A 24,731-nucleotide genomic window follows, 5' to 3' on the forward strand; every position below is an offset into this window, starting at 1 on the left:
CGAACCGATAAACATCTGCGGCGAACAGACCCGGTGGCGTCTCCTCAGGGCTCTCATAGTCGCACGAGGTGCTGGAAGGACGCATCTTGGCTGATTTCCGCCAGAGCAACACAGGTCGCCCACAGAGTTCTTCGAACAGCTCCGTACCCGGGGCTCCCAACCGGGTTTCTTTCGCCAAGCTGCGTGAACCGCTCGAGGTCCCGGGATTGCTCGACGTTCAGACCGATTCATTCGAGTGGCTGATCGGCTCGCAGCGCTGGCGTGAGACCGCCGCCAAGCGCGGCGACGTCAACCAGATGGGCGGTCTCGAAGAGGTTCTCTACGAGCTTTCGCCGATCGAGGACTTCTCCGGCTCGATGTCGCTGTCTTTCTCCGACCCGCGCTTTGACGACGTCAAGGCACCGGTCGACGAGTGCAAAGACAAGGACATGACGTACGCGGCGCCGCTGTTCGTCACCGCCGAGTTCATCAACAACAACACCGGCGAGATCAAGAGCCAGACGGTGTTCATGGGTGACTTCCCGATGATGACCGAGAAGGGCACCTTCATCATCAACGGCACCGAGCGTGTCGTGGTGAGCCAGCTGGTGCGCTCGCCGGGCGTGTACTTCGACGAGACCATCGACAAGTCCACCGAGAAGATGCTGCACAGCGTCAAGGTGATCCCCAGCCGCGGCGCGTGGCTGGAGTTCGATGTCGACAAGCGCGACACCGTCGGCGTGCGCATCGACCGCAAGCGCCGCCAGCCCGTCACCGTTCTGCTCAAGGCCCTCGGCTGGACCAACGAGCAGATCCACGAGCGGTTCGGCTTCTCCGAGATCATGATGGGGACGCTGGAGAAGGACAACACCGCGGGCACCGACGAGGCGCTGCTGGACATCTACCGCAAGTTGCGCCCGGGCGAACCGCCGACCAAGGAGTCCGCGCAGACGCTGCTGGAGAACCTGTTCTTCAAGGAGAAGCGTTACGACCTGGCCCGCGTCGGCCGCTACAAGGTCAACAAGAAGCTCGGGCTGAATGTCGGTGCGCCGATCACCAGTTCGACGCTGACCGAAGAGGACATCGTCGCCACCATCGAATACCTGGTCCGGCTGCACGAAGGCCAGCACGAGATGACGGTGCCCGGCGGCACCGAGGTGCCGGTGGAAACCGACGACATCGACCACTTCGGCAACCGCCGGTTGCGTACGGTCGGCGAGCTGATCCAGAACCAGATCCGGGTCGGCATGTCCCGCATGGAGCGCGTCGTGCGCGAGCGGATGACCACTCAGGATGTCGAGGCCATCACGCCGCAGACCCTGATCAACATCCGTCCGGTCGTCGCTGCGATCAAGGAGTTCTTCGGCACCAGCCAGCTCTCGCAGTTCATGGACCAGAACAACCCGTTGTCGGGTCTGACCCACAAGCGTCGTCTGTCGGCGCTGGGGCCGGGTGGTCTGTCGCGGGAACGGGCCGGTCTGGAAGTCCGGGACGTGCACCCGTCGCACTACGGCCGCATGTGCCCGATCGAGACCCCGGAAGGGCCCAACATCGGCCTGATCGGGTCGCTGTCGGTGTACGCGCGGGTCAACCCGTTCGGGTTCATCGAGACGCCTTATCGCAAGGTGGTCGACGGTGTGGTGTCCGACGAGATCCACTACCTGACCGCGGACGAGGAGGACCGCCACGTGGTGGCGCAGGCCAACTCGCCGATCGACGAGGGCGGCCGATTCATCGAGCCGCGCGTCCTGGTCCGTCGAAAGGCCGGCGAGGTCGAGTACGTGCCGTCCTCCGAGGTGGACTACATGGACGTCTCGCCGCGCCAGATGGTGTCGGTCGCGACCGCGATGATCCCGTTCCTCGAGCACGACGACGCCAACCGGGCCCTGATGGGCGCCAACATGCAGCGCCAGGCGGTCCCGCTGGTGCGCAGCGAGGCGCCCCTAGTGGGCACCGGAATGGAGTTGCGCGCGGCCATCGACGCCGGAGACGTCGTGGTGGCCGAGAAGGCGGGCGCCATCGAGGAGGTCTCGGCGGACTACATCACCGTCATGCACGACGACGGCACCCGGCGCACCTACCGGATGCGCAAGTTCGCCCGCTCCAACCACGGCACCTGTGCCAACCAGTCCCCGATCGTCGACGCCGGCGACCGGGTGGAGGCCGGCCAGGTGATCGCCGACGGGCCCTGCACCGAGAACGGTGAGATGGCTCTGGGCAAGAACCTGCTGGTGGCGGTCATGCCGTGGGAGGGTCACAACTACGAGGACGCCATCATCCTGTCCAACCGCCTCGTCGAAGAGGACGTGCTGACCTCGATCCACATCGAAGAGCACGAGATCGACGCCCGCGACACCAAGCTGGGCGCCGAGGAGATCACCCGGGACATCCCGAACGTTTCCGACGAGGTGCTGGCCGACCTGGACGAGCGCGGCATCGTGCGTATCGGTGCCGAGGTGCGCGACGGCGACATCCTGGTCGGCAAGGTCACGCCCAAGGGTGAGACCGAGCTGACCCCGGAAGAGCGGCTGCTGCGCGCGATCTTCGGCGAGAAGGCCCGCGAGGTTCGCGACACCTCCCTGAAGGTGCCGCACGGTGAGTCCGGCAAGGTCATCGGCATCCGGGTGTTCTCCCGCGAGGACGACGACGAACTGCCCGCCGGCGTCAACGAGCTGGTCCGGGTGTATGTGGCTCAGAAGCGCAAGATCTCCGACGGCGACAAGCTGGCCGGACGGCACGGCAACAAGGGCGTCATCGGCAAGATCCTGCCGGTGGAAGACATGCCGTTCCTGCCGGACGGCACTCCGGTCGACATCATCCTGAACACGCACGGTGTGCCGCGACGGATGAACATCGGCCAGATTCTGGAGACTCACCTGGGGTGGGTGGCCAAGGCCGGCTGGAACATCGAGGGTGCCCCGGACTGGGCGGCGAATCTGCCCGAGGAGCTGCGGCACGCCCAACCGAACCAGATCGTGTCCACCCCGGTGTTCGACGGCGCCAAGGAAGAGGAGCTGCAGGGCTTGCTCTCGGCGACGCTGCCCAACCGCGACGGCGAGGTGCTGGTCAACGAGGACGGCAAGGCGGTGCTCTTCGACGGGCGCAGCGGTGAGCCGTTCCCGTACCCGGTGACCGTCGGCTACATGTACATCATGAAGCTGCACCACCTGGTGGACGACAAGATCCACGCCCGCTCCACCGGTCCGTACTCGATGATCACCCAGCAGCCGCTGGGTGGTAAGGCGCAGTTCGGTGGTCAGCGGTTCGGTGAGATGGAGTGCTGGGCCATGCAGGCCTACGGCGCGGCGTACACGCTGCAGGAGCTGTTGACCATCAAGTCCGACGACACCGTCGGCCGGGTCAAGGTCTACGAGGCGATCGTCAAGGGCGAGAACATCCCCGAGCCGGGCATTCCCGAGTCGTTCAAGGTGCTGCTCAAGGAACTGCAGTCGCTGTGCCTCAATGTCGAGGTGCTGTCGTCGGACGGTGCGGCCATCGAGCTGCGCGAAGGCGAGGACGAAGATCTCGAGCGGGCTGCGGCCAACCTGGGAATCAACTTGTCGCGCAACGAATCTGCCTCCGTCGAGGACCTCGCCTAACTATCAGTTTCAACACCCGCAAGGGGAAAGGGAGTTACGTGTTAGACGTCAACTTCTTCGATGAACTCCGCATCGGCCTGGCCACCGCGGAAGACATCCGTCAGTGGTCCTACGGCGAGGTCAAGAAGCCGGAGACCATCAACTACCGCACGCTCAAGCCGGAGAAGGACGGCCTGTTCTGCGAGAAGATCTTCGGACCGACTCGCGACTGGGAGTGCTACTGCGGCAAGTACAAGCGGGTGCGCTTCAAGGGCATCATCTGTGAGCGCTGCGGCGTCGAGGTGACCCGTGCCAAGGTGCGCCGGGAGCGGATGGGCCACATCGAGCTGGCCGCGCCGGTCACCCACATCTGGTACTTCAAGGGCGTGCCCTCTCGCCTGGGGTACCTGCTGGACCTGGCGCCCAAGGATCTCGAGAAGATCATCTACTTCGCGGCCTACGTGATCACCGCGGTCGACGACGAGATGCGGCACAACGAGCTGTCCACGCTCGAAGCCGAGATGGTGGTGGAGCGCAAGGCCGTTGAGGACCAGCGCGACGCCGACCTCGAGGCCCGGGCGCAGAAGCTCGAGGCCGACCTGGCCGAACTGGAGGCTGAGGGCGCCAAAGCCGACGCCAAGCGCAAGGTCCGGGACGGCGGCGAGCGTGAGATGCGTCAGCTGCGCGACCGCGCCCAGCGTGAGCTGGACCGGCTCGAGGACATCTGGTCGACGTTCACCAAGCTGGCTCCCAAGCAGCTGATCGTCGACGAGAACCTCTACCGCGAGCTGCAGGACCGCTACGGCGAATACTTCACCGGCGCCATGGGCGCGGAGTCGATCCAGAAGCTGATCGAGAACTTCGACATCGACGCCGAGGCCGACATCCTGCGGGACGTGATCCGAAACGGCAAGGGGCAGAAGAAGCTTCGTGCCCTCAAGCGGCTGAAGGTGGTTGCCGCCTTCCAGCAGTCGGGCAACTCGCCGATGGGCATGGTGCTCGACGCCGTCCCGGTCATCCCGCCGGAACTGCGCCCGATGGTGCAGCTCGACGGTGGCCGGTTCGCCACGTCGGACCTCAACGACCTGTACCGCCGCGTGATCAACCGCAACAACCGGTTGAAGCGACTGATCGACCTGGGTGCGCCAGAGATCATCGTCAACAACGAGAAGCGGATGCTGCAGGAGTCCGTCGACGCGTTGTTCGACAACGGCCGTCGTGGCCGTCCGGTCACCGGGCCGGGCAACCGCCCGCTGAAGTCGTTGAGCGATCTGCTCAAGGGCAAGCAGGGCCGGTTCCGGCAGAACCTGCTCGGCAAGCGCGTCGACTACTCGGGCCGTTCGGTCATCGTGGTCGGTCCGCAGCTCAAGCTGCACCAGTGCGGCCTGCCCAAGCTGATGGCGCTGGAGCTGTTCAAGCCGTTCGTGATGAAGCGACTGGTCGACCTCAACCACGCGCAGAACATCAAGAGCGCCAAGCGGATGGTGGAGCGGCAGCGTCCGCAGGTGTGGGATGTCCTGGAAGAGGTCATCGCCGAGCACCCGGTGCTGCTGAACCGCGCACCCACCCTGCACCGGTTGGGCATCCAGGCCTTCGAGCCGATGTTGGTGGAAGGCAAGGCAATTCAGCTGCACCCGTTGGTGTGTGAGGCGTTCAACGCCGACTTCGACGGTGACCAGATGGCCGTGCACCTGCCGCTCTCGGCGGAGGCACAGGCCGAGGCCCGCATCCTGATGCTGTCGTCGAACAACATCCTGTCCCCGGCGTCCGGCCGCCCGCTGGCCATGCCGCGACTGGACATGGTGACCGGGTTGTACTACCTGACCACCGAGGTCGAGGGCGGCAAGGGCGAGTACCGGCCGGCCAACGGCGACAGCCCCGAGTCGGGCGTCTACTCCTCGCCCGCCGAGGCGATCATGGCCGCCGACCGCGGCGTGCTCTCGGTGCGGGCCAAGATCAAGGTGCGGCTGACCCAGCTGCGGCCGCCGGCCGACATCGAGGCGGAGCGGTTCGGGGCCAACGGATGGCGCCCCGGCGACGCCTGGGTGGCCGAGACCACGCTGGGTCGGGTGCTGTTCAACGAGTTGCTGCCGTTGGGCTATTCGTTCGTGAACAAGCAGATGCACAAGAAGGTGCAGGCGGCGATCATCAACGATCTGGCCGAGCGTTACCCGATGATCGTGGTCGCGCAGACCGTCGACAAGCTCAAGGACGCCGGTTTCTACTGGGCGACCCGCAGCGGTGTGACGGTCTCGATGGCCGACGTGCTGGTGCCGCCGCGGAAGAAGGAGATCCTCGACAACTACGAGGAACGTGCGGAGAAGGTCGAAAAGCAGTTCCAGCGTGGCGCTCTGAACCACGACGAGCGCAACGAGGCACTGGTGGAGATCTGGAAGGAGGCCACCGACGAGGTCGGTCAGGCGCTCCGCGAGCACTACCCGCCGGACAACCCGATCATCACCATCGTCGAGTCCGGCGCCACCGGTAACTTCACCCAGACCCGGACGCTGGCCGGCATGAAGGGGCTGGTGACCAACCCGAAGGGTGAGTTCATCCCGCGTCCGATCAAGTCCTCGTTCCGCGAGGGCCTGACCGTGCTGGAGTACTTCATCAACACCCACGGTGCTCGAAAGGGCTTGGCGGACACCGCGTTGCGTACCGCCGACTCCGGTTACCTGACCCGTCGTCTGGTGGACGTGAGCCAGGACGTCATCGTCCGCGAACACGACTGCCAGACCGAGCGTGGCATCCTCGTCGAGCTGGCCGAGCGTCAGCCGGACGGCACCCTGATCCGCGACCCGTACATCGAGACCTCGGCGTACGCACGGACGCTGGGCGCCGACGCGGTGGACGAGGCCGGCAACGTCGTGGTCGCGCGCGGTGAGGACCTGGGCGACCCGTCGATCGACGCGCTGCTGGCCGCGGGGATCACGCAGATCAAGGTGCGTTCGGTGCTGACCTGCACCACCGGCACCGGCGTCTGCGCGACCTGCTACGGACGGTCCATGGCGACCGGCAAGCTGGTCGACATCGGTGAGGCCGTCGGTATCGTGGCTGCGCAGTCCATCGGTGAGCCGGGCACGCAGCTGACCATGCGTACCTTCCACCAAGGTGGTGTGGGTGAGGACATCACCGGCGGTCTGCCGCGGGTCCAGGAGCTGTTCGAGGCCCGCATCCCGCGCGGTAAGGCGCCCATCGCCGACGTCACCGGCCGGGTGCGCCTCGAGGAGGGTGAGCGCTTCTACAAGATCACCATCGTGCCCGACGACGGCGGCGAGGAAGTGGTCTACGACAAGCTCTCCAAGCGGCAACGTCTGCGGGTGTTCAAGCACGAGGACGGTTCCGAGCGCGTGTTGTCCGACGGCGACCACGTCGAGGTCGGCCAGCAGCTGATGGAAGGCTCGGCCGACCCGCACGAGGTACTGCGCGTGCAGGGCCCGCGTGAGGTGCAGATCCACCTCGTCCGGGAGACCCAGGAGGTCTACCGGGCGCAGGGTGTGTCGATCCACGACAAGCACATCGAGGTGATCGTGCGGCAGATGCTGCGCCGCGTCACCATCATCGACTCGGGCTCGACGGAGTTCCTGCCGGGTTCGCTGATCGATCGTGCCGAGTTCGAGGCGTCCAACCGCCGGGTGGTGGCCGAGGGCGGCGAGCCCGCCGCCGGGCGTCCGGTGCTGATGGGTATCACGAAGGCGTCGCTGGCCACCGACTCGTGGCTGTCGGCGGCGTCGTTCCAGGAGACCACCCGCGTGCTGACCGATGCGGCGATCAACTGCCGCAGCGACAAGCTGCAGGGTCTGAAGGAGAACGTGATCATCGGAAAGCTGATCCCGGCCGGTACCGGCATCAACCGGTACCGCAACATCCAGGTGCAGCCCACCGAGGAGGCCCGGGCTGCGGCGTACACGATCCCGTCCTACGAGGATCAGTACTACAGCCCGGACTTCGGCCAGGCCACCGGCGCCGCGGTGCCGCTGGACGACTACGGATACTCCGACTACCGGTAGCGTTTCGTAGCGCGAGCAGACGCAAAAGCCCCCAAATCTCAAGGGATTTGGGGGCTTTTGCGTCTGCTCGCACATCCTCACCCGCGCGCCTATCCACATATGGCGCATCGCTGCCTAGCTTTATGGACCGGTTTGGCTTCATCGTCTGGTTCATGGACATCGAGACCACGCTGCCGCGTGGCGAATTTGCGACCACCGCCCAACTCCTCACCGTCATGACCCGCAAGCGGTTGGCAGGACTTGTTCAGGCAGGCAAGCTCATTCGGGTCTGCCATGGCGTCTACGGGCACGCCGAACCAGACGTGCTGGGAAAGCTCGCAGCACTCGACGTGCTGGCTCGTGAGCAAATTGTCGCTTGCATGGGTACCGCCGCTGCCCTCTACGGATTCGACACGGAGAACACCTCGCGGCTACACATCCTTGATCCTGGTGTGCGCATGCGACCGACGAAGGGTCTGATGGTGCACCAGCGCATCGGTGCGCCGCTGCGACGGGTTCAGGGCCGACTGGCGACCGCCCCAGCGTGGACGGCGATTGAGGTCGCACGGAGTTTGAGGCGGCCGCGCAGCCTGGCCACGCTGGACGCGGCGTTGCACATTCAGGCGTGCACCAAAGGGGAACTCGATGCAGTCATCCGGGAGCACAAGGGCCGGCGCGGCATCGTCAAGGTGCGGGAGCTGATCGGCTGCGCCGACCGACGGCCCGAGTCGCCGATGGAGAGCGAGGCGCGACTCGTGTTCATCGATAACAAACTGCCGATGCCGCAGCTCCAGTACAGCATCGTGGACCGGTACGGGAAGGTCTGGCGCGTCGATTTTGCCTGGCCGGATGTCATGCTGGCTGCGGAGTACGACAGCGTGCAGTGGCATCTGGGGCGTGACGCGTTACTGCATGATCGGTTGAAGACCGCGCGGCTGCAGGAATGCGGCTGGTTGTCGGTTCCGTTCACGGTCAACGACGTCCGCGGTGACCCAGTTGGGCTCGCCGAGCGCCTCGAGTACCACCTGGCGAGCAGACGCAAAAATCCCTAATCAGCAAGGGATTTGGGGGCTTTTACGTCTGCTCGCCAACCTCAGGCGACGGTGAACTCCTGCGTCGAGGTGACGAATGGTTCGAGCCGGCCGCGGGTGTCCCGGGTGGTGTAGTGGTGCACGATGCGGTACTGCCCGGGTACCGCATCGCCGGGGATGTCCCAGCGGATGTGCACCCGCGACCCGGCCCGACCCTCGCGCTGCCACCGAAAGGTGGTCGACCAGTCGCCGTCGTCGGCGACCCGCACCCACCGATCTCCTTCGACGCGCACCACTTCGAGGAAAGTCCGGGTGCGGTGCAGATCGTTGTTCGGGTACGCGCTGACGAACGTCGCTTCCACCGCCTCGCCACGGCGGTGCGGGCCGCCCGGCCCGGCCAGGACCGCACCGAACGAGCCGCGGTCGGCGGGCGGGCTGCGCAGCCAACTGCGCGGCCGGTGGGCCGGCGGCCCGGGTGCGGGTGGCACCGGCCGGCCGTCCCGCATCGCCTCGGCGAGTCCGGCGGCGGACTGCATCAACGCCGGCAGCTCCCACCGCCCGAACAGGGTGCTGCCGCCCTCGTATCGCTGTTCGAGATACTCCTCCGGGGTGGTCACGTAGTGGATGTACGCATTCGAATAACCCACGCACAGCACGTCATTGAGCTCGGCGCCGACGATCGCGGACACGGTACGGCGCAACCGCAGTCCCGCGACGATGGTCGGTTCACCCGGAATGCAGAGCAGATACAGCCGGCCGATCCGTACCAGGTGGACGGGCACCACTTCCTGGATGAACGGTTGCAACCGGTTCAGCAACCGCACCGGCACCACCAGGCCCTTGGGTTTCTGCACCGAACGGGCCGGCCCGACAACCCGGTAGAAGATTCGGGAAATGCTGTCCCAGAACGGGTTTTGCCCCTGACGGAAGCCGCGGAAGCCTTCGCCCTCGTCCGTGCCGGCGAACATCGAGGCGGCGATCACCGGCCGCCCGGTACGGTGTTCGCGACCGTCCGGCGTGTATTCCCCGCGCACCCGCACGGCACTGAGGTCGAGGTAGGTGAACCGCGATTCGACCCCGGTCCCGATCGGCGTCCCGGTGTCCAATTGTGCTACGGCATCGGCGAATTGGGCCAGCCCGATCTGTCGGGTCTGGTCCCGCTCCGCGTCGGCGGTGCCCGGCCCGTATCCGATGGGTCCCGCCACGTGGGGGCTCATGTCACCGGGGTTGGTCTGGGCGAATGCGGAGATGAAGCCGGGCTGTCCGGCCAGGTAGTCCGCACCGCACCGGACGCGCTCCCAGTGGTAGGCGGCGAAACCCTTGTTGTCCCCGGAGATCAGCAGGTTGCGGTTGGTCATGCTGGTGCCATGGGTGGCGAAGAAGTGGATGGCGCCCACCGGGCCGGTGCCGCGGTCGATACGCACCAGGGTGGTCAGAGGGTCGATTCGGTCGGGGTAAAAGGCTCTGTCCGCCAACGGGTTACGGTCGAAGGCCGACGGCGAACGATTCCGGCTGGCGTCGTGCAACTCGCCGTGGGACAGCATCACCTCGGCAGGTGCCAGGTCGTCGTGGGCGTACCGGACCGATTCGACGATGCCGTCGACGATCGCGCCGAACGTCGCGGGCCGAAACCCCCTGGTGGACAGGTTGTACAGCAGGTGCCCGCAGTATCCGCCGGGGCCGGCGTGGGTGTGGGTGGCGGTGATGACGGTGTTCTGGGCGCAGTAGGTGTCGCCGTAGGACTTGGCCAGGCGGCGCAGCACCTCGTCGGTCACGTTCTGCATCGGCAACGGCAGTTCGGCCACGACGAGCAAGACGCGGGCGCCGCCGTCGTCGAAGACGAATGCGCGCGATCGCAGTCGCAGGTGGATGCCTGCGGTGCGCTGTTCGACTTTGCCGTAGCCGAGCATGCCGCAGTCGGCCGCCTCGCCGGTGATGTCGGCGATGCCCAGTCCGACTGAAAGGCCCACGGATTCACACCTTAAGCGCCGGGCCTGCCGCAACTCACTAAACTGGCCAAGTGCTTATCGGTTCACATGTCCACCAGGACGATCCCCTGGCTGCGGCCGCTGCAGACGGCGCCGACGTGGTCCAGTTCTTCCTCGGGAACCCGCAGAGTTGGAAGAAGCCCAGGCCCCGTGCGGACGCCGACACGTTGAAAGCGGCCGGCATTCCGCTCTATGTGCACGCGCCGTATCTGATCAACGTGGCATCTGCCAACAACCGCATCCGGATCCCGTCGCGCAAGATCCTGCAGGACACCTGCGACGCCGCGGCGGCGATCAACGCGACGGCGGTGATCGTGCACGGCGGGCACGCGGACGACGACGACATGGCGGCCGGCTTCGAACGTTGGGCCAAGGCGCTCGACTACTTGGAAACCGACGTTCAGGTGCTGTTGGAGAACACCGCGGGCGGTGACCACGCGATGGCCCGTCACTTCGACACCATCGGCCGGTTGTGGGACCGCATCGGCGACAGCGGGATCGGCTTCTGCCTGGACACCTGCCATGCGTGGGCCGCAGGCGAGGCGCTGGTCGACTCGGTCCAGCGGATCAAGGCACTGACCGGTCGCATCGACCTGGTGCACTGCAACGACTCCCGGGACGCGGCCGGTTCCGGAGCCGACCGGCATGCCAACTTCGGCATGGGCCAGATCGACCCGGAGTTGCTCGTCGCCGTCGTCCGGGCCGCGGATGCGCCGGTGATCTGCGAGACGGCCGAGGAGGGCCGCAAGGACGACATCGCCTTTCTGCGGGACCGGATCGGTGACTGACCCGCATTACAAGTCTTGTGCGGTTGTCAGGAAACTGTAATATTGCGGTCATGCCCGATACGCACGTCGTGACCAATCAGGTCCCGCCCCTGGAGAACTACAACCCCGCATCCTCGCCGGTCCTGACCGAAGCCCTGATCCGCGAACTGGGGCAGTGGGGCCTGGACGAGGTGAACGAACTGGGGGCGATTGCAGGCAGCCCGGAGGCGCAGCGCTGGGGTGAGCTGGCCGACCGCAACCGGCCCATCCTGCGTACCCATGACCGGGTGGGACACCGCGTCGACGAGGTGGAGTACGACCCCGCCTACCACGAGCTGATGCGCACCGCGATCGCGCACGGTCTGCACGGCGCCCCCTGGGCCGACGGCCGGCCCGGCGCCCACGTGGTGCGCGCGGCCAAGATGGCGGTGTGGAACGTCGAACCCGGCCACGTCTGCCCGATCTCGATGACCTACGCGGTGGTGCCGGCGCTGCGCTTCAATCCGGGCCTGGCCGCCGTCTACGAACCGTTGCTGACCAGCCGCGTCTATGACCCGGAACTGAAACCGGTGACGGCGAAAGCCGGTGTCACCGCGGGGATGTCGATGACCGAGAAGCAGGGTGGTTCCGACGTGCGGGCCGGTACCACCGAAGCCGTTCCTACCGGCTCCGGCACCTACCGCCTGCGCGGTCACAAGTGGTTCACCTCGGCGCCGATGTGCGACATCTTCCTGGTGCTCGCCCAGGCGCCGGGTGGGTTGTCGTGTTTCCTGCTGCCGCGCATCCTGCCCGACGGCAGCCGCAACCGAATGTTGTTGCAACGGCTCAAGGACAAGCTCGGCAACCACGCGAACGCCTCCAGTGAGGTCGAATATGACGGCGCCACCGCCTGGCTGGTGGGCGAGGAGGGCCGCGGCGTGCCGACCATCATCGAGATGGTCAACCTCACCCGGTTGGACTGCACGCTGGGCAGCGCCACCAGCATGCGCACCGGGTTGACCCGTGCCATCTATCATGCACAACACCGAAAAGCATTCGGCGCCTACCTGATTGACCAGCCGTTGATGCGCAACGTGCTGGCCGATCTCGCGGTGGAAGCCGAAGCCGCCACCATGGTGGCGATGCGGATGGCCGGTGCCACCGACAAGGCGGTCCACGGCGATCAGCGTGAGGCGCTGCTGCGCCGCATCGGGCTGGCGGCCAGCAAGTACTGGGTGTGCAAACGGTCCACGCCGCACGCTGCCGAGGCGCTGGAATGCCTGGGCGGCAACGGTTATGTCGAGGACTCCGGCATGCCCCGGTTGTACCGGGAAGCCCCGCTGATGGGCATCTGGGAGGGCTCGGGCAACGTCAGTGCGCTGGATACGTTGCGCGCCATGGCAACTCGGCCCGAATCTGTCGAGGTGCTGTTCGACGAACTGGCCGGTACGGCCGGCCAGGACCCGCGGCAGGACGCGCACGTCGAGCGGTTACGCCGGCAACTGGGCGACCTGGACACGATCCAGTACCGGGCCCGCAAGGTCGCCGAGGACATCTGCCTGGCGCTGCAGGGTTCGCTGCTGGTGCGCCACGGACACCCCGCCGTCGCCGAGGCCTTTCTGGCCACCCGGCTCGGCGGTCAATGGGGTGGCGCTTTCGGCACCATGCCAACCGGGCTGGACCTGGCGCCCATCATCGAGCGTGCGCTGGTGAAGGGGTGACGCGCGTCGACGCCGGGGAGCGACGCACATGACCCACGCGATCAGGCCGGTCGACTTCGACCACCTCAAGACGATGACCTACGAGGTCACCGGCCGTATCGCCCGCATTACCTTCGACCGCCCGGAAAAGGGCAACGCGATCATCGCCGACACTCCGCTGGAACTCTCCGCGTGCGTGGAACGTGCCGACCTGGACCCGGACGTGCACGTGATCCTGGTGTCCGGGCGCGGTGAGGGATTCTGCGCCGGCTTCGACCTGTCCGCCTACGCGGACCGGACCGGCTCGGCGGGCGGCACCGGCGCGTATGACGGCACCGTGCTGGACGGTAAGACCCAGGGCATCAATCACCTGCCCAATCAGCCCTGGGACCCGATGATCGACTACCAGATGATGAGCCGCTTCGTGCGCGGCTTCGCCAGCCTGATGCACGCCGACAAGCCCACGGTGGTCAAGATCCACGGTTACTGCGTGGCCGGTGGCACCGACATCGCGCTGCACGCCGACCAGGTGATCGCAGCCGCCGACGCCAAGATCGGCTACCCGCCGACCCGGGTCTGGGGAGTGCCGGCCGCGGGACTGTGGGCGCACCGACTGGGGGACCAGCGCGCCAAACGCCTACTGTTCACCGGCGACTGCATCACCGGCACGCAGGCCGCCGAGTGGGGTCTGGCGGTCGAGGCGCCCGCACCCGAGGATCTCGACGAGCGCACCGAGCGCCTGCTGGCCCGCATCGCCGCATTGCCGGTCAATCAGTTGATCATGATCAAGCTCGCGTTGAATGCGCCGCTGCTGCAGCAGGGTGTGGCCACCAGCAGGATGGTGAGTACCGTCTTCGACGGCGTCGCCCGGCACACACCCGAGGGGCATGCCTTCGTGGCAGACGCGGTCGAGCACGGTTTCCGCGAGGCGGTCAAACATCGCGACGAGCCGTTCGGCGACTACGGCCGGCGCGCCTCCCAGGTTTGACGACATGCGCAGGATGACCGCCCGGTCGGTAGTGCTCAGCGTGCTGCTGGGTGCCCACCCGGCTTGGGCGAATGCCGGCGAATTGATCCGGCTGACAGCAGATTTCGGTATCAAGGAATCCACACTGCGGGTGGCCCTGACCCGCATGGTCAGCGCCGGCGACCTGATCCGGTCCGCCGACGGCTACCGGCTCTCGGATCGGCTGCTCGCCCGCCAGCGCCGCCAGGACGATGCCATCAATCCGCGCCGGCGGGACTGGGACGGCAGCTGGGCCATGCTGGTGGTCACCAGCGTCGGAACCGACGCGCCCACCCGTGCCTCGCTGCGGAACACTCTGCAGGACAAGCGTTTCGGCGAGTTGCGGGAGGGGGTCTGGATGCGTCCGGACAACGTCGTGGTCGACCTGGGCCCGGAGGTGGTCGAGCGGGTGCGGATGCTGACGGCCCGCGACGCCGACCCGCCCGGGTTGGCCGCAAAGCTGTGGGACCTGTCAGGGTGGGCGGTGCGGGGCCGCGAGCTGCTGGACGGCATGGCAGCCGCTGACATCCCGACCCGGTTCACCGTGGCCGCCGCGGTGGTGCGCCACCTGCTGACCGACCCGGTGCTGCCCGACGCGCTGCTGCCCGCCGACTGGCCGGGCGCCGCGCTGCGCCACTCCTACCAGGACTTCGCCGCCGAACTGGTCGCGCGGCGCGACGGTGTCGAATTGACGGAGGCCCGACGATGAGCGGTGTGCGAGTGGAGAAGAGCGGGCCGGTGACGACGGTGATCATGAACCGGCCGCACGCCCGTAATGCCGTCGACGGCCCGACGGCGCTGGAGCTGCACGCCGCGTTCGACGACTTCGACAAAGATGAGACGGCGTCGGTCGCGGTGCTCTGGGGCGACAACGGAACCTTCTGTGCCGGTGCCGATCTCAAGGCGATCGGCACACCCGAGTCGAACCCGGTGCATCGCACCGGACCCGGCCCGATGGGTCCGAGCCGGATGGTGCTGTCCAAGCCGGTGATCGCCGCGGTCAGCGGATTCGCGGTGGCGGGCGGCCTGGAGTTGGCGCTGTGGTGCGACCTGCGGGTGGTCGAAGAGGACGCGGTGTTCGGGGTGTTCTGCCGGCGGTGGGGTGTCCCGCTGATCGACGGCGGGACGGTGCGGTTGCCCAGGCTGATCGGCCACAGCCGCGCGATGGATCTGATCCTGACCGGCCGCGCCGTCGACGCCGAGGAGGCTCACGCGATCGGGCTGGCCAACCGCGTCGTCCCCACCGGCCAAGCGCGGCAACGCGCCGAGGAACTCGCTGCCGAGCTGGCGGCGCTGCCGCAGCAGTGCCTGCGGGCGGACCGGATGTCGGCGCTGGGTCAGTGGGGCATGACAGAGGCCGCGGCGATGGATGTCGAGTTCGGCAGCATGTCGCGGGTGGCGGCTGAAACATTGGACGGCGCAGCACGTTTCGCTGCCGGTGCGGGCCGGCACGGAGCCCGCGCCTAGCGTCGGAGGAGGGGGGACCGGTCGCCGGCGCTCTCCCAGCCGGGGTCGACGCCCGACGTACCGGTTCCAGTTCCGCATGCGCCGCGACGACCTGCAGCAGCCCGCGGTGTTCGGCGTAGGTCAGCCGCCCTTGGTCACTGTGTTGTTGGGGCCGATCTTGTTCACCTTCGGATCACCGTTCTTGTAGGTGACGGTGTTGTCCATCCCCAGCACCGTGATGCGGGTGTTGACCGTGTCGATGGTGATCTTGTTCTTGGTGCCACCGACGCTCACGGTCTCGCAGCTGCCGTTGACGGTCAGAGTGTTGTCCGAACCCGTCACGTTCAACGACTTGCCCTGCTCGCACGAAATGGTGGCGGTCTGCCCCATGTAGGCGTAGACGACCGTGTCACCCACCTCGACCGTCGTGCTCAGGGTGGGGTTCTCGTCGCTGGTGCTCTCCGCGGTACCGCTGCCCGACGAGCTCGACGAGGACTTGCTCGAGGACGACGACGCCGTACTGCCCCCCGGTGGGCTGGCGGTCGAACTGCACGCGACCAGCCCGCCGGCGGCCACGATGGCCAGCGCGCCTACCGCAGCGGCCGCCCGTGAAGCTCGAGAGGAGTTACCAAATGTATTGGCGCGCATAGTTACTCGATACCCTCCATGTTGAGGTCCCCGGTCAGGGACCGACCCGCTGAATTCGGTTGACCATGCCCAGCTCGCGGCCGCGGTCCCAGATGACCGGATCTCCGTTGTGATACAGCACCGTCCCGTCGTAGCCGTACACGGTGATGTCATTGATGACGGTGTCGGCGATGACCGTGTTGGACGTCCCCATCATCGTCACCGCCCAGCAAGTGCCCTTGGCGGTGACGATGTTCGACGTCCCGTTGACGATGAGCGTGGAATCGTTGCAGTCAATCGTGGTCTCCACGCCCTGCCCGGTGATGTGGGTGTCGCCGTTCTTGGCCTGCGCCGCCGGGGCGGTCACGGCCATGGTGGTGACGCAACATGCCAGCGCTGCGCCGGCGGCTGTCCATTTCACTGCGGCCCCCCTTCGTCGGGTGGGAGATGTGGGTCTGAGCCTACGGGCAGCGGCCGCTCGGACGACAGACCCAACTGCTGTGCAGCGGGGGTTGGGCGGCCCGGTCAACTAGAGTCATTAGTTGACCCACACCGGTAGCTCCGATCGAAGGGCGAATTCGCCATGGCAGCTCAGCCCGATCCGCCGTCCGGTGGGCGCGCTCGCGGTGGGAGAACCGGGGCCCGCCAAGCAAAGCTCAGCCGCGACGGCATCGTCGAAGGCGCCCTGACGTTCCTGGACCGGGAGGGCTGGGATTCCCTGACCATCAACGCGCTGGCGACCCAGCTCGGGACCAAGGGTCCATCGTTGTACAACCACGTGGACAGCCTGGAGGATCTGCGCCGCGCGGTGCGCATCCGGGTCGTCGACGACATCATCACCATGCTGAATCGGGTCGGCGAGGGGCGCGCCCGCGATGATGCCGTTCTGGTCATGGCGGGCGCCTATCGCAGCTACGCCCACCACCACCCGGGGCGGTACTCGGCGTTCACCCGGATGCCCTTCGGCGGGGACGACCCCGAATATTCCGCCGCGACGAAGAATGCGGCCGGGCCGGTGATCGCGGTGTTGGCTTCCTACGGTTTGGAGGGCGACGAGGCGTTCTATGCGGCGCTGGAATTCTGGTCGGCGATGCACGGCTTCGTGCTGTTGGAGATGACCGGGGTGATGGACGACATCGACACCGACGCCGTGTTCACTGACATGGTGCTGCGGCTGGCGGCCGGCATGGACTCGCGCACCCCCCATTCCGGGGATCGCCGCCTGACCCGTTAGCCGTCGCCGTCGCTTTGACCTGCCAGACCGCTGGCGGGTAATGTGGTGGCTCGTGCCTGGCGACTTACGGCGCCTGACGTAAGGGAACGAATGCCGGGCTAATTCGCATGTCCGCGCAGCATCGGAGTGCTTCCGGTGCTCGGCCGTATGCGACACGCCCGCACGCGGGGGGAGCGCGAGGTCCCCTTCGAGGGCATAACTGCAGTACAGAGACTTGACGTGAACGAGAACAGAGAAAGCCGGTAGATGCCAACCATTAATCAGCTGGTCCGCAAGGGTCGCCGTGACAAGGTCGCCAAGGTCAAGACCGCGGCCCTGAAGGGCAGCCCGCAGCGCCGCGGCGTGTGCACGCGTGTCTACACCACCACCCCGAAGAAGCCGAACTCGGCGCTTCGCAAGGTGGCGCGTGTGAAGCTGACGAGTCAGGTCGAGGTCACTGCCTACATCCCCGGCGAAGGCCACAACCTGCAGGAGCACTCGATGGTGCTGGTGCGTGGTGGACGTGTGAAGGACCTGCCCGGTGTTCGCTACAAGATCATCCGGGGGTCGCTGGACACTCAGGGCGTGAAGAACCGTAAGCAGGCGCGCAGCCGCTACGGCGCCAAGAAGGAGAAGAGCTGATGCCGCGCAAGGGCCCCGCACCCAAGCGCCCACTGGTCAACGACCCGGTATACGGGTCGCAGCTGGTCACCCAGTTGGTGAACAAGGTGCTGATGCAGGGAAAGAAGTCGCTGGCCGAGCGCATCGTGTATGCGGCGCTCGAGCAGGCGCGCGACAAGACCGGCACCGATCCGGTCATCACCCTCAAGCGGGCACTAGACAACGTCAAGCCGGCCCTGGAGGTTCGTAGCCGCCGCGTCGGTGGTGCCACCTACCAGGTGCCGGTCGAGGTGCGTCCGGACCGGTCCACCACGCTGGCGCTGCGCTGGCTGGTGAGCTTCTCGCGGCAGCGCCGGGAGAAGACCATGATCGAGCGGCTGGCCAACGAGATCCTGGACGCCTCCAACGGCCTCGGGGCCGCCGTCAAGCGGCGTGAGGACACCCACAAGATGGCCGAGGCGAACCGCGCCTTCGCGCACTATCGCTGGTGACAGCCGCCAGCGGACACGCTGGGTGCAACCGATAGCGATTTACTGAGCAACGAAAGAGTGGGAAGACTTCTGTGGCACAGAAGGACGTGCTGACCGACCTGACGAAGGTCCGCAATATCGGCATCATGGCGCACATCGACGCCGGCAAGACGACGACGACCGAGCGCATCCTCTACTACACCGGTATCAGCTACAAGATCGGTGAGGTGCACGACGGCGCCGCAACCATGGACTGGATGGAGCAGGAACAGGAGCGCGGCATCACCATCACGTCCGCAGCGACCACCTGCTTCTGGAACGACAACCAGATCAACATCATCGACACCCCGGGCCACGTCGACTTCACCGTCGAGGTGGAGCGTTCCCTCCGTGTTCTCGACGGTGCCGTGGCCGTTTTCGACGGCAAAGAGGGTGTCGAGCCGCAATCCGAGCAGGTGTGGCGGCAGGCCGACAAGTACGACGTGCCGCGGATCTGCTTCGTCAACAAGATGGACAAGATCGGCGCCGACTTCTACTTCTCGGTCCGGACGATGGAAGAGCGCCTGGGCGCCAACGTCATCCCGATCCAGTTGCCCGTCGGGTCCGAAGGCGACTTCGAAGGCGTCGTCGACCTGGTCGAGATGAAGGCCAAGGTGTGGCGCGGCGAGACCAAGCTCGGTGAGACCTACGAGACTGTCGACATCCCCGGCGACCTTCAGGAGAGGGCCGACGAATACCGCACCAAGCTGATCGAGGCGGTCGCCGAGACCGACGAGACGCTGCTGGAGAAGTACCTCGGCGGCGAGGAGCTGTCGACCGCGGAGATCAAGGGTGCGCTGCGCAAGCTCACCATCAACTCCGAGGCGTACCTGGTGCTGTGCGGTAGCGCGTTCAAGAACAAGGGCGTGCAGCCCATGCTTGATGCCGTTATCGATTACCTGCCCTCCCCGCTCGACGTGCCGCCGGCGATCGGCCACCCGCCGGGCAAAGAGGACGAGGAGATCGTGCGCAAGCCGTCGACGGACGAGCCGTTCTCGGCGCTGGCGTTCAAGGTCGCCTCGCACCCGTTCTTCGGCAAGCTCACCTACGTCCGGGTGTACTCGGGCAAGGTCGACTCCGGCAGCCAGGTCATCAACGCCACCAAGGGCAAGAAGGAGCGGCTGGGCAAGCTGTTCCAGATGCACTCCAATAAGGAGAACCCGGTGGAGACCGCGTCGGCGGGTCACATCTACGCGGTGATCGGCCTGAAGGACACCACCACCGGTGACACCCTGAGCGACCCGAACAACCAGATCGTGCTGGAGTCGATGACCTTCCCCGATCCGGTGATCGAGGTGGCTATCGAGCCCAAGACCAAGAGCGACCAGGAGAAGTTGAGCCTGTCGATCCAGAAGCTCGCCGAAGAGGACCCCACCTTCAAGGTGCACCAGGACGCCGAGACGGGCCAGACCGTGATCGGCGGCATGGGCGAGCTGCACCTGGACATCCTGGTGGACCGGATGCGCCGCGAGTTCAAGGTCGAGGCGAACGTCGGCAAGCCGCAGGTGGCCTACAAGGAGACCATCAAGCGGACCGTGGAGAAGGTCGAGTTCACCCACAAGAAGCAGACCGGCGGCTCGGGCCAGTTCGCCAAGGTGCTCATTTCCCTCGAGCCCTTCACCAGCGAGGACGGCGCGACCTACGAGTTCGAGAGCAAGGTCACCGGTGGGCGCATCCCACGGGAATACATCCCGTCGGTGGACGCCGGCGCCCAGGACGCGATGCAGTACGGCGTGCTGGCCGGCTACCCGCTGGTGAACTTGAAGGTCACCCTGCTCGACGGCGCCTTCCACGAGGTCGACTCGTCGGAGATGGCGTTCAAGATCGCCGGTTCGCAGGTGCTGAAAAAGGCTGCGGCGCAAGCCCAGCCGGTGATCCTGGAACCGATCATGGCCGTCGAGGTCACCACCCCCGAGGACTACATGGGTGATGTGATCGGCGACCTGAACTCCCGCCGTGGTCAGATTCAGGCCATGGAGGAGCGGGCCGGTGCGCGCGTCGTGAGGGCGCACGTGCCGCTGTCGGAGATGTTCGGCTACGTCGGCGACCTGCGGTCCAAGACGCAAGGCCGGGCGAACTACTCCATGGTGTTCGACTCGTACGCCGAAGTGCCGGCGAACGTGTCGAAGGAAATAATCGCGAAGGCGACGGGGGAGTAGGCCCGGAGAAGCCTGCGAGTAGGCTGACGCGGTTAGCACCGCGGCAAGAACAAAACCAGAAAAATCAACACTGCTTTTTTAAGCACCAACAGTCCAGGAGGACACAGAAGTGGCGAAGGCGAAGTTCCAGCGGACCAAGCCGCACGTCAACATCGGGACCATCGGTCACGTTGACCACGGCAAGACCACCCTGACCGCGGCTATCACCAAGGTCCTGCACGACAAGTACCCCGACCTGAACGAGTCGAAGGCGTTCGACCAGATCGACAACGCCCCCGAGGAGCGTCAGCGCGGTATCACGATCAACATTGCGCACGTCGAGTACCAGACCGAGAAGCGTCACTACGCGCACGTCGACGCCCCCGGCCACGCCGACTACATCAAGAACATGATCACCGGTGCCGCCCAGATGGACGGCGCAATCCTGGTGGTCGCGGCGACCGACGGCCCGATGCCGCAGACCCGTGAGCACGTGCTGCTCGCCCGCCAGGTGGGTGTGCCCTACATCCTGGTCGCCCTGAACAAGTCCGACGCGGTGGACGACGAGGAGCTGCTCGAGCTCGTCGAGCTGGAGGTCCGCGAGTTGCTGGCCGCCCAGGAGTTCGACGAGGAGGCTCCGGTCGTGCGGGTTTCGGCGCTCAAGGCGCTCGAGGGCGACGCGAAGTGGGTCGAGTCCGTCGAGCAGCTGATGGACGCGGTCGACGAGTCCATCCCGGACCCGGTCCGCGACACCGACAAGCCGTTCCTGATGCCCGTCGAGGACGTCTTCACCATCACCGGCCGCGGCACCGTGGTCACCGGTCGTGTGGAGCGCGGTGTGGTCAACGTGAACGAGGAAGTCGAGATCGTCGGCATCAAGCCGACCAGCACCAAGACCACGGTCACCGGTGTGGAGATGTTCCGCAAGCTGCTCGACCAGGGCCAGGCCGGTGACAACGTCGGTCTGCTGCTGCGTGGTGTCAAGCGTGAAGACGTCGAGCGCGGCCAGGTCGTCATCAAGCCCGGCACCACCACGCCGCACACCGAGTTCGAGGGCCAGGTCTACATCCTGTCCAAGGACGAGGGCGGCCGGCACACGCCGTTCTTCAACAACTACCGTCCGCAGTTCTACTTCCGCACCACCGACGTGACCGGTGTGGTGACGCTGCCGGAGGGCACCGAAATGGTGATGCCCGGTGACAACACCAACATCTCGGTGAAGCTGATCCAGCCCGTCGCCATGGACGAGGGCCTGCGGTTCGCGATCCGGGAAGGTGGCCGCACCGTCGGCGCCGGCCGGGTCACCAACATCATCAAGTAATTTCTGACAGCGTTGCCCGGGCCACGCCCGGCCGCCAGACGCAAATGCCCCCGAAAGCGAAGGTTTTCGGGGGCGTTTGCGTCTGCTGCCTTTTTGGGGTAGTCGACTACGCAAGCGCATGGCAGCGCCCGTCCGTAGGCTCAGCTCACACCGGGTCCGAGTCAGGAGGGTCGAATGTCGTTCGTTACTGCCACAACCGATTGTGTATCCGCCGCCGCGGCGGATCTGGCCAGGATCGGCGTTACCCTCGGTGCTGCGAACGCCGCCACCGCACTGCCGACCCAGGCGGTGCTGTCCGCTGGAGCCGACGAGGTGTCGGCCGCGGTCGCGTCGTTGTTCAATGCGCATGCGCAGGCCTATCAGGTGGTGAGCGAACAAGCGGCGCTCTTTCATGACCAGTTCGTCGAACTGCTCAACGGTGGCGCTGCGCAGTACGCCGCGGCCGAAGCTGCCAACGTGCAACAGCAACTGCTCGACGCGATCAACACCCCCACCCGACTGCTGCTGGGCCGCCCGCTGATCGGTGACGGGCGAGCAGGGGCACCCGGACTGGCCGGCGAGGACGGCGGGATCCTGTGGGGCAACGGCGGCGCCGGCGGCGCAAGCAATGCCATCGGAATGGCCGGCGGACGAGGCGGCTCGGCGGGCCTGCTCGGTAATGGTGGTGCCGGCGGTGCCGGATACAACGGCGCCTTCCGGCCGGACGGCACCGGGTATAGCGCCGGTACGAACGGAGGAGCGGGTGGGCGTGGTGGTCTGTTGTACGGCGACGGCGGTGCCGGCGGACGGGGTGGCACCGGGGCCAGTGCGCAGTACCAATTCGGTGCCTTCACAGGCATATATGCCTCCGCTGGTGGCGCCGGCGGCGCGGGTGGGTCGGCGTGGATATTCGGCGACGGCGGAACAGGTGGCCCCGGTGGATCAGGCGGATCGAGCTTGGGGTATTTGGAATTCGGTGCCCTGGGTGGCGTCGGCGGAGCGGGCGGTCACCGCGGGTTCCTGCTTGGCGTCGACGGCGGCAACGGTGGGCCAGGGATCACCACCGGTGTCAATTCGCCGGGCGGTAACAGATTCTTCTTGTGATCGGTAGCCGGACCGCGGGCGTTACTGTGGCAGCAACTTTCCGGCGTCTCAAAGGGCGGTCACATGCTGGCGCGGTATATCAAGATGCAACTGCTGGTGCTGTTGTGCGGTGGTCTGGTGGGGCCGATCTTCCTGGTCGTCTACTTTGCCGCCGGGCTGGGCCAGTGGATGTCCTGGATGTTCTACGTCGGCCTGCTCATCACGATCGCCGATGTGCTGATCGCGATAGCGCTGACCTACTACGGGGCAAACGCGCAGGCCAGGTCGGAGTTCCTGGAGCAGCACGGGGTGCTGGCGCTGGCACAGATCATCGGCCTCACCGAAACCGGGACCTCGATCAACGACCAACCGGTGGTCAAGGTGCGCCTGCACATCTCGGGGCCCGGCATCGCGCCGTTCGAGAGCGAGGACCGGGTGCGAGCCAGCGTCGGCCGGCTGGGCATACTGACTTCCCGTAACTGCGTGGTGTTGGTCGATCCCGGCTCGAACGAATACCAAATCGATTGGGAGCGAAGCGCATTGGTCACCGGCCAGCTGCCCGCCCAGTTCACCGTCGAGGAAGACAACCGGACCTACGACCTCAGCGGACAGGCCGGCCCGCTGCTGGAGATCCTGCAGATCCTCAAGGCCAACAACCTCCCGTTCAACCGCATGGTGGATATCCGGTCCCATCCGGCGCTGCGCCAGCAGGTCCTGGCCGTGGTGCGTCGGGCAGCCGGTCAGCAGGCGGCGCCGGCCGCGGAGCTCGTGGTTCCGCAGGCCTCGATCGCCGACCGGCTGCAGGAGCTGGAGTCGCTGCGGGCCGACGGTGTGCTGAACGACCACGAATACGCCACTCGCCGGGCTCAGATCATCGCCGAAATCTGATCTGCGGGACGCACTAGAACACGTTTCAGTTTCGCTGCTAGCCTGACAGCGGCGAAAGGACGACACGTGGCTGGATCACTGCAAGGACAGGTCGCTTTCATTACCGGCGCCGCGCGCGCCCAGGGTCGGTCGCACGCGGTGCGGCTGGCCCGGGAGGGCGCCGACATCATCGCCTCCGACATCTGCGCCCCGGTCTCGGACCATCTGACCTACCCCCCGTCCACGCCGGAGGACCTGGCTGAGACCGTCCGTGCCGTCGAGGCCGAGGGTCGCAAGGTGCTGGCGCGGGAGGTCGACGTCCGCGACGACGCAGCGCTGCGAAAGTTGGTGTCCGACGGCGTGGAACAGTTCGGCCGGCTCGACGTCGTGGTCGCCAACGCCGGCGTGCTGGGCTGGGGCCGGGTGTGGGAGCTCACCGACGAGCAGTGGGACACCGTGATCGGGGTCAATCTGACCGGCACCTGGCGCACCCTGCGGGCCACCATCCCCGCGATGATCGAAGCCGGCAACGGTGGTGCCATCGTGGTGGTCAGCTCCGCAGCAGGTATCAAGGCCACGCCGGGCAACGGGCATTACGCGGCCAGTAAATACGGGCTCACCGCGCTCACCAATACGCTGGCGATCGAACTCGGCGAGTTCGGAATCCGCGTCAACTCCATCCACCCGTATTCGGTCGACACCCCGATGATCGAGCCGGAGGCCATGATGGAGGTGTTTGCCAGGCATCCCCGGTTCGTACACGCCTTCCCGCCAATGCCGATGCAGTACAAGGGGTTTATGAGCCCCGACGAAGTATCCGATGTGGTGGTGTGGTTGGCGGGCGCCGGCTCGGGCACGTTGTCGGGCACGCAGATACCTGTGGATAAGGGTGCCCTAAAGTACTGACCGG

General features: G+C 66.3%; 18 protein-coding genes and 1 pseudogene. 16 read left to right on the forward strand and 3 right to left on the reverse strand.

Features of this window, described 5'->3' with window-relative positions; translation table 11 throughout:
• Positions 1 to 86: 86 nt before the first annotated feature.
• The 3 genes from rpoB to AC5Y5Z_RS04010 all read left to right on the forward strand — a co-directional run bounded on the left by rpoB (position 87) and on the right by AC5Y5Z_RS04010 (position 8,598).
• Positions 87 to 3,578 carry a DNA-directed RNA polymerase subunit beta gene (gene rpoB / locus AC5Y5Z_RS04000; protein WP_463825778.1) on the forward strand — a complete coding sequence of 1,164 codons (3,492 nt, stop codon included), beginning with the start codon at positions 87 to 89 and terminating at the stop codon, positions 3,576 to 3,578.
• A 38-nt stretch (positions 3,579 to 3,616) separates the two neighbouring features.
• Positions 3,617 to 7,567 carry a DNA-directed RNA polymerase subunit beta' gene (locus AC5Y5Z_RS04005; protein WP_463825779.1) on the forward strand — a complete coding sequence of 1,317 codons (3,951 nt, stop codon included), beginning with the start codon at positions 3,617 to 3,619 and terminating at the stop codon, positions 7,565 to 7,567.
• 152 nt (positions 7,568 to 7,719) lie between these two features.
• Positions 7,720 to 8,598, forward strand: a complete 879-nt coding sequence (locus tag AC5Y5Z_RS04010) for a type IV toxin-antitoxin system AbiEi family antitoxin (RefSeq protein WP_499923528.1) — start codon at positions 7,720 to 7,722, stop codon at positions 8,596 to 8,598.
• 41 nt (positions 8,599 to 8,639) lie between these two features.
• Here the strand turns inward: AC5Y5Z_RS04010 and AC5Y5Z_RS04015 are convergent, their stop codons facing one another.
• Positions 8,640 to 10,547: a neutral ceramidase gene (locus AC5Y5Z_RS04015; protein WP_499923530.1), complete on the reverse strand. Its 1,908-nt coding sequence runs from the start codon at positions 10,545 to 10,547 to the stop codon at positions 8,640 to 8,642.
• A gap of 50 nt (positions 10,548 to 10,597) precedes the next feature.
• Between AC5Y5Z_RS04015 and AC5Y5Z_RS04020 the strand changes: the two genes are divergently transcribed.
• Genes AC5Y5Z_RS04020 through AC5Y5Z_RS04040 form a run of 5 tightly spaced genes read left to right on the forward strand, consistent with a single transcriptional unit; the run spans position 10,598 to position 15,484 of the window.
• Positions 10,598 to 11,353, forward strand: a complete 756-nt coding sequence (locus tag AC5Y5Z_RS04020; RefSeq protein ID WP_463825782.1) for a deoxyribonuclease IV — start codon at positions 10,598 to 10,600, stop codon at positions 11,351 to 11,353.
• Positions 11,354 to 11,403: 50 nt separating this feature from the next.
• Entirely contained in the window at positions 11,404 to 13,032 is a 1,629-nt protein-coding gene (locus AC5Y5Z_RS04025; RefSeq protein WP_499923533.1) for an acyl-CoA dehydrogenase family protein, read from the forward strand.
• A gap of 28 nt (positions 13,033 to 13,060) precedes the next feature.
• A complete protein-coding gene (locus AC5Y5Z_RS04030; RefSeq protein ID WP_499923535.1) occupies positions 13,061 to 13,999 on the forward strand; it encodes a crotonase/enoyl-CoA hydratase family protein in 939 nt (312 codons plus the stop codon).
• 4 nt (positions 14,000 to 14,003) lie between these two features.
• A complete protein-coding gene (locus AC5Y5Z_RS04035; RefSeq protein ID WP_463825785.1) occupies positions 14,004 to 14,726 on the forward strand; it encodes a PaaX family transcriptional regulator C-terminal domain-containing protein in 723 nt (240 codons plus the stop codon).
• The gene (locus AC5Y5Z_RS04040; RefSeq protein ID WP_463825786.1) at positions 14,723 to 15,484 is read left to right on the forward strand and encodes a crotonase/enoyl-CoA hydratase family protein; all 762 of its coding nucleotides are present in this window, start codon (positions 14,723 to 14,725) and stop codon (positions 15,482 to 15,484) included. Before AC5Y5Z_RS04035 ends, AC5Y5Z_RS04040 begins: the two co-directional genes overlap by 4 nt.
• 120 nt (positions 15,485 to 15,604) lie before the next feature.
• Here AC5Y5Z_RS04040 and AC5Y5Z_RS04045 read toward each other — a convergent pair whose 3' ends face one another.
• Together AC5Y5Z_RS04045 and AC5Y5Z_RS04050 are read right to left on the reverse strand one after the other, a co-directional pair.
• A complete protein-coding gene (locus AC5Y5Z_RS04045) occupies positions 15,605 to 16,111 on the reverse strand; it encodes a DUF3060 domain-containing protein (protein WP_463825787.1) in 507 nt (168 codons plus the stop codon).
• Between the two features lie 34 nt (positions 16,112 to 16,145).
• Positions 16,146 to 16,463 (reverse strand): DUF3060 domain-containing protein, encoded by a 318-nt coding sequence (locus AC5Y5Z_RS04050; protein ID WP_463825984.1) that lies wholly within the window; start codon positions 16,461 to 16,463, stop codon positions 16,146 to 16,148.
• A 210-nt stretch (positions 16,464 to 16,673) separates the two neighbouring features.
• On the opposite strand from AC5Y5Z_RS04050, the gene AC5Y5Z_RS04055 reads away from it, so the two are divergent.
• From AC5Y5Z_RS04055 to AC5Y5Z_RS04090, 8 genes and pseudogenes are all read left to right on the forward strand, one after another.
• Positions 16,674 to 17,324, forward strand: coding sequence for a TetR/AcrR family transcriptional regulator (locus AC5Y5Z_RS04055; protein WP_463825788.1), 651 nt, complete (start codon positions 16,674 to 16,676; stop codon positions 17,322 to 17,324).
• 246 nt (positions 17,325 to 17,570) lie between these two features.
• On the forward strand, positions 17,571 to 17,945 hold the full coding sequence (gene rpsL / locus AC5Y5Z_RS04060; RefSeq protein ID WP_055578870.1) for a 30S ribosomal protein S12: 375 nt from the start codon (positions 17,571 to 17,573) through the stop codon (positions 17,943 to 17,945).
• On the forward strand, positions 17,945 to 18,415 hold the full coding sequence (gene rpsG / locus AC5Y5Z_RS04065; protein WP_065159461.1) for a 30S ribosomal protein S7: 471 nt from the start codon (positions 17,945 to 17,947) through the stop codon (positions 18,413 to 18,415). Before rpsL ends, rpsG begins: the two co-directional genes overlap by 1 nt.
• Before the next feature lie 71 nt (positions 18,416 to 18,486).
• Positions 18,487 to 20,592, forward strand: coding sequence for an elongation factor G (gene fusA / locus AC5Y5Z_RS04070; protein ID WP_463825789.1), 2,106 nt, complete (start codon positions 18,487 to 18,489; stop codon positions 20,590 to 20,592).
• Between the two features lie 109 nt (positions 20,593 to 20,701).
• Positions 20,702 to 21,892 carry an elongation factor Tu gene (gene tuf / locus AC5Y5Z_RS04075; RefSeq protein WP_463825790.1) on the forward strand — a complete coding sequence of 397 codons (1,191 nt, stop codon included), beginning with the start codon at positions 20,702 to 20,704 and terminating at the stop codon, positions 21,890 to 21,892.
• A 174-nt stretch (positions 21,893 to 22,066) separates the two neighbouring features.
• A pseudogene (locus AC5Y5Z_RS04080) lies at positions 22,067 to 22,957 on the forward strand (PE family protein); the annotation flags it as partial.
• Between the two features lie 81 nt (positions 22,958 to 23,038).
• Positions 23,039 to 23,842, forward strand: a complete 804-nt coding sequence (locus AC5Y5Z_RS04085; RefSeq protein ID WP_499923537.1) for an SHOCT domain-containing protein — start codon at positions 23,039 to 23,041, stop codon at positions 23,840 to 23,842.
• 66 nt (positions 23,843 to 23,908) lie between these two features.
• Positions 23,909 to 24,727 (forward strand): mycofactocin-coupled SDR family oxidoreductase, encoded by an 819-nt coding sequence (locus AC5Y5Z_RS04090; protein ID WP_473139337.1) that lies wholly within the window; start codon positions 23,909 to 23,911, stop codon positions 24,725 to 24,727.
• Positions 24,728 to 24,731: the final 4 nt, after the last annotated feature.

This window comes from Mycobacterium sp. NGS29 (assembly GCF_059812965.1).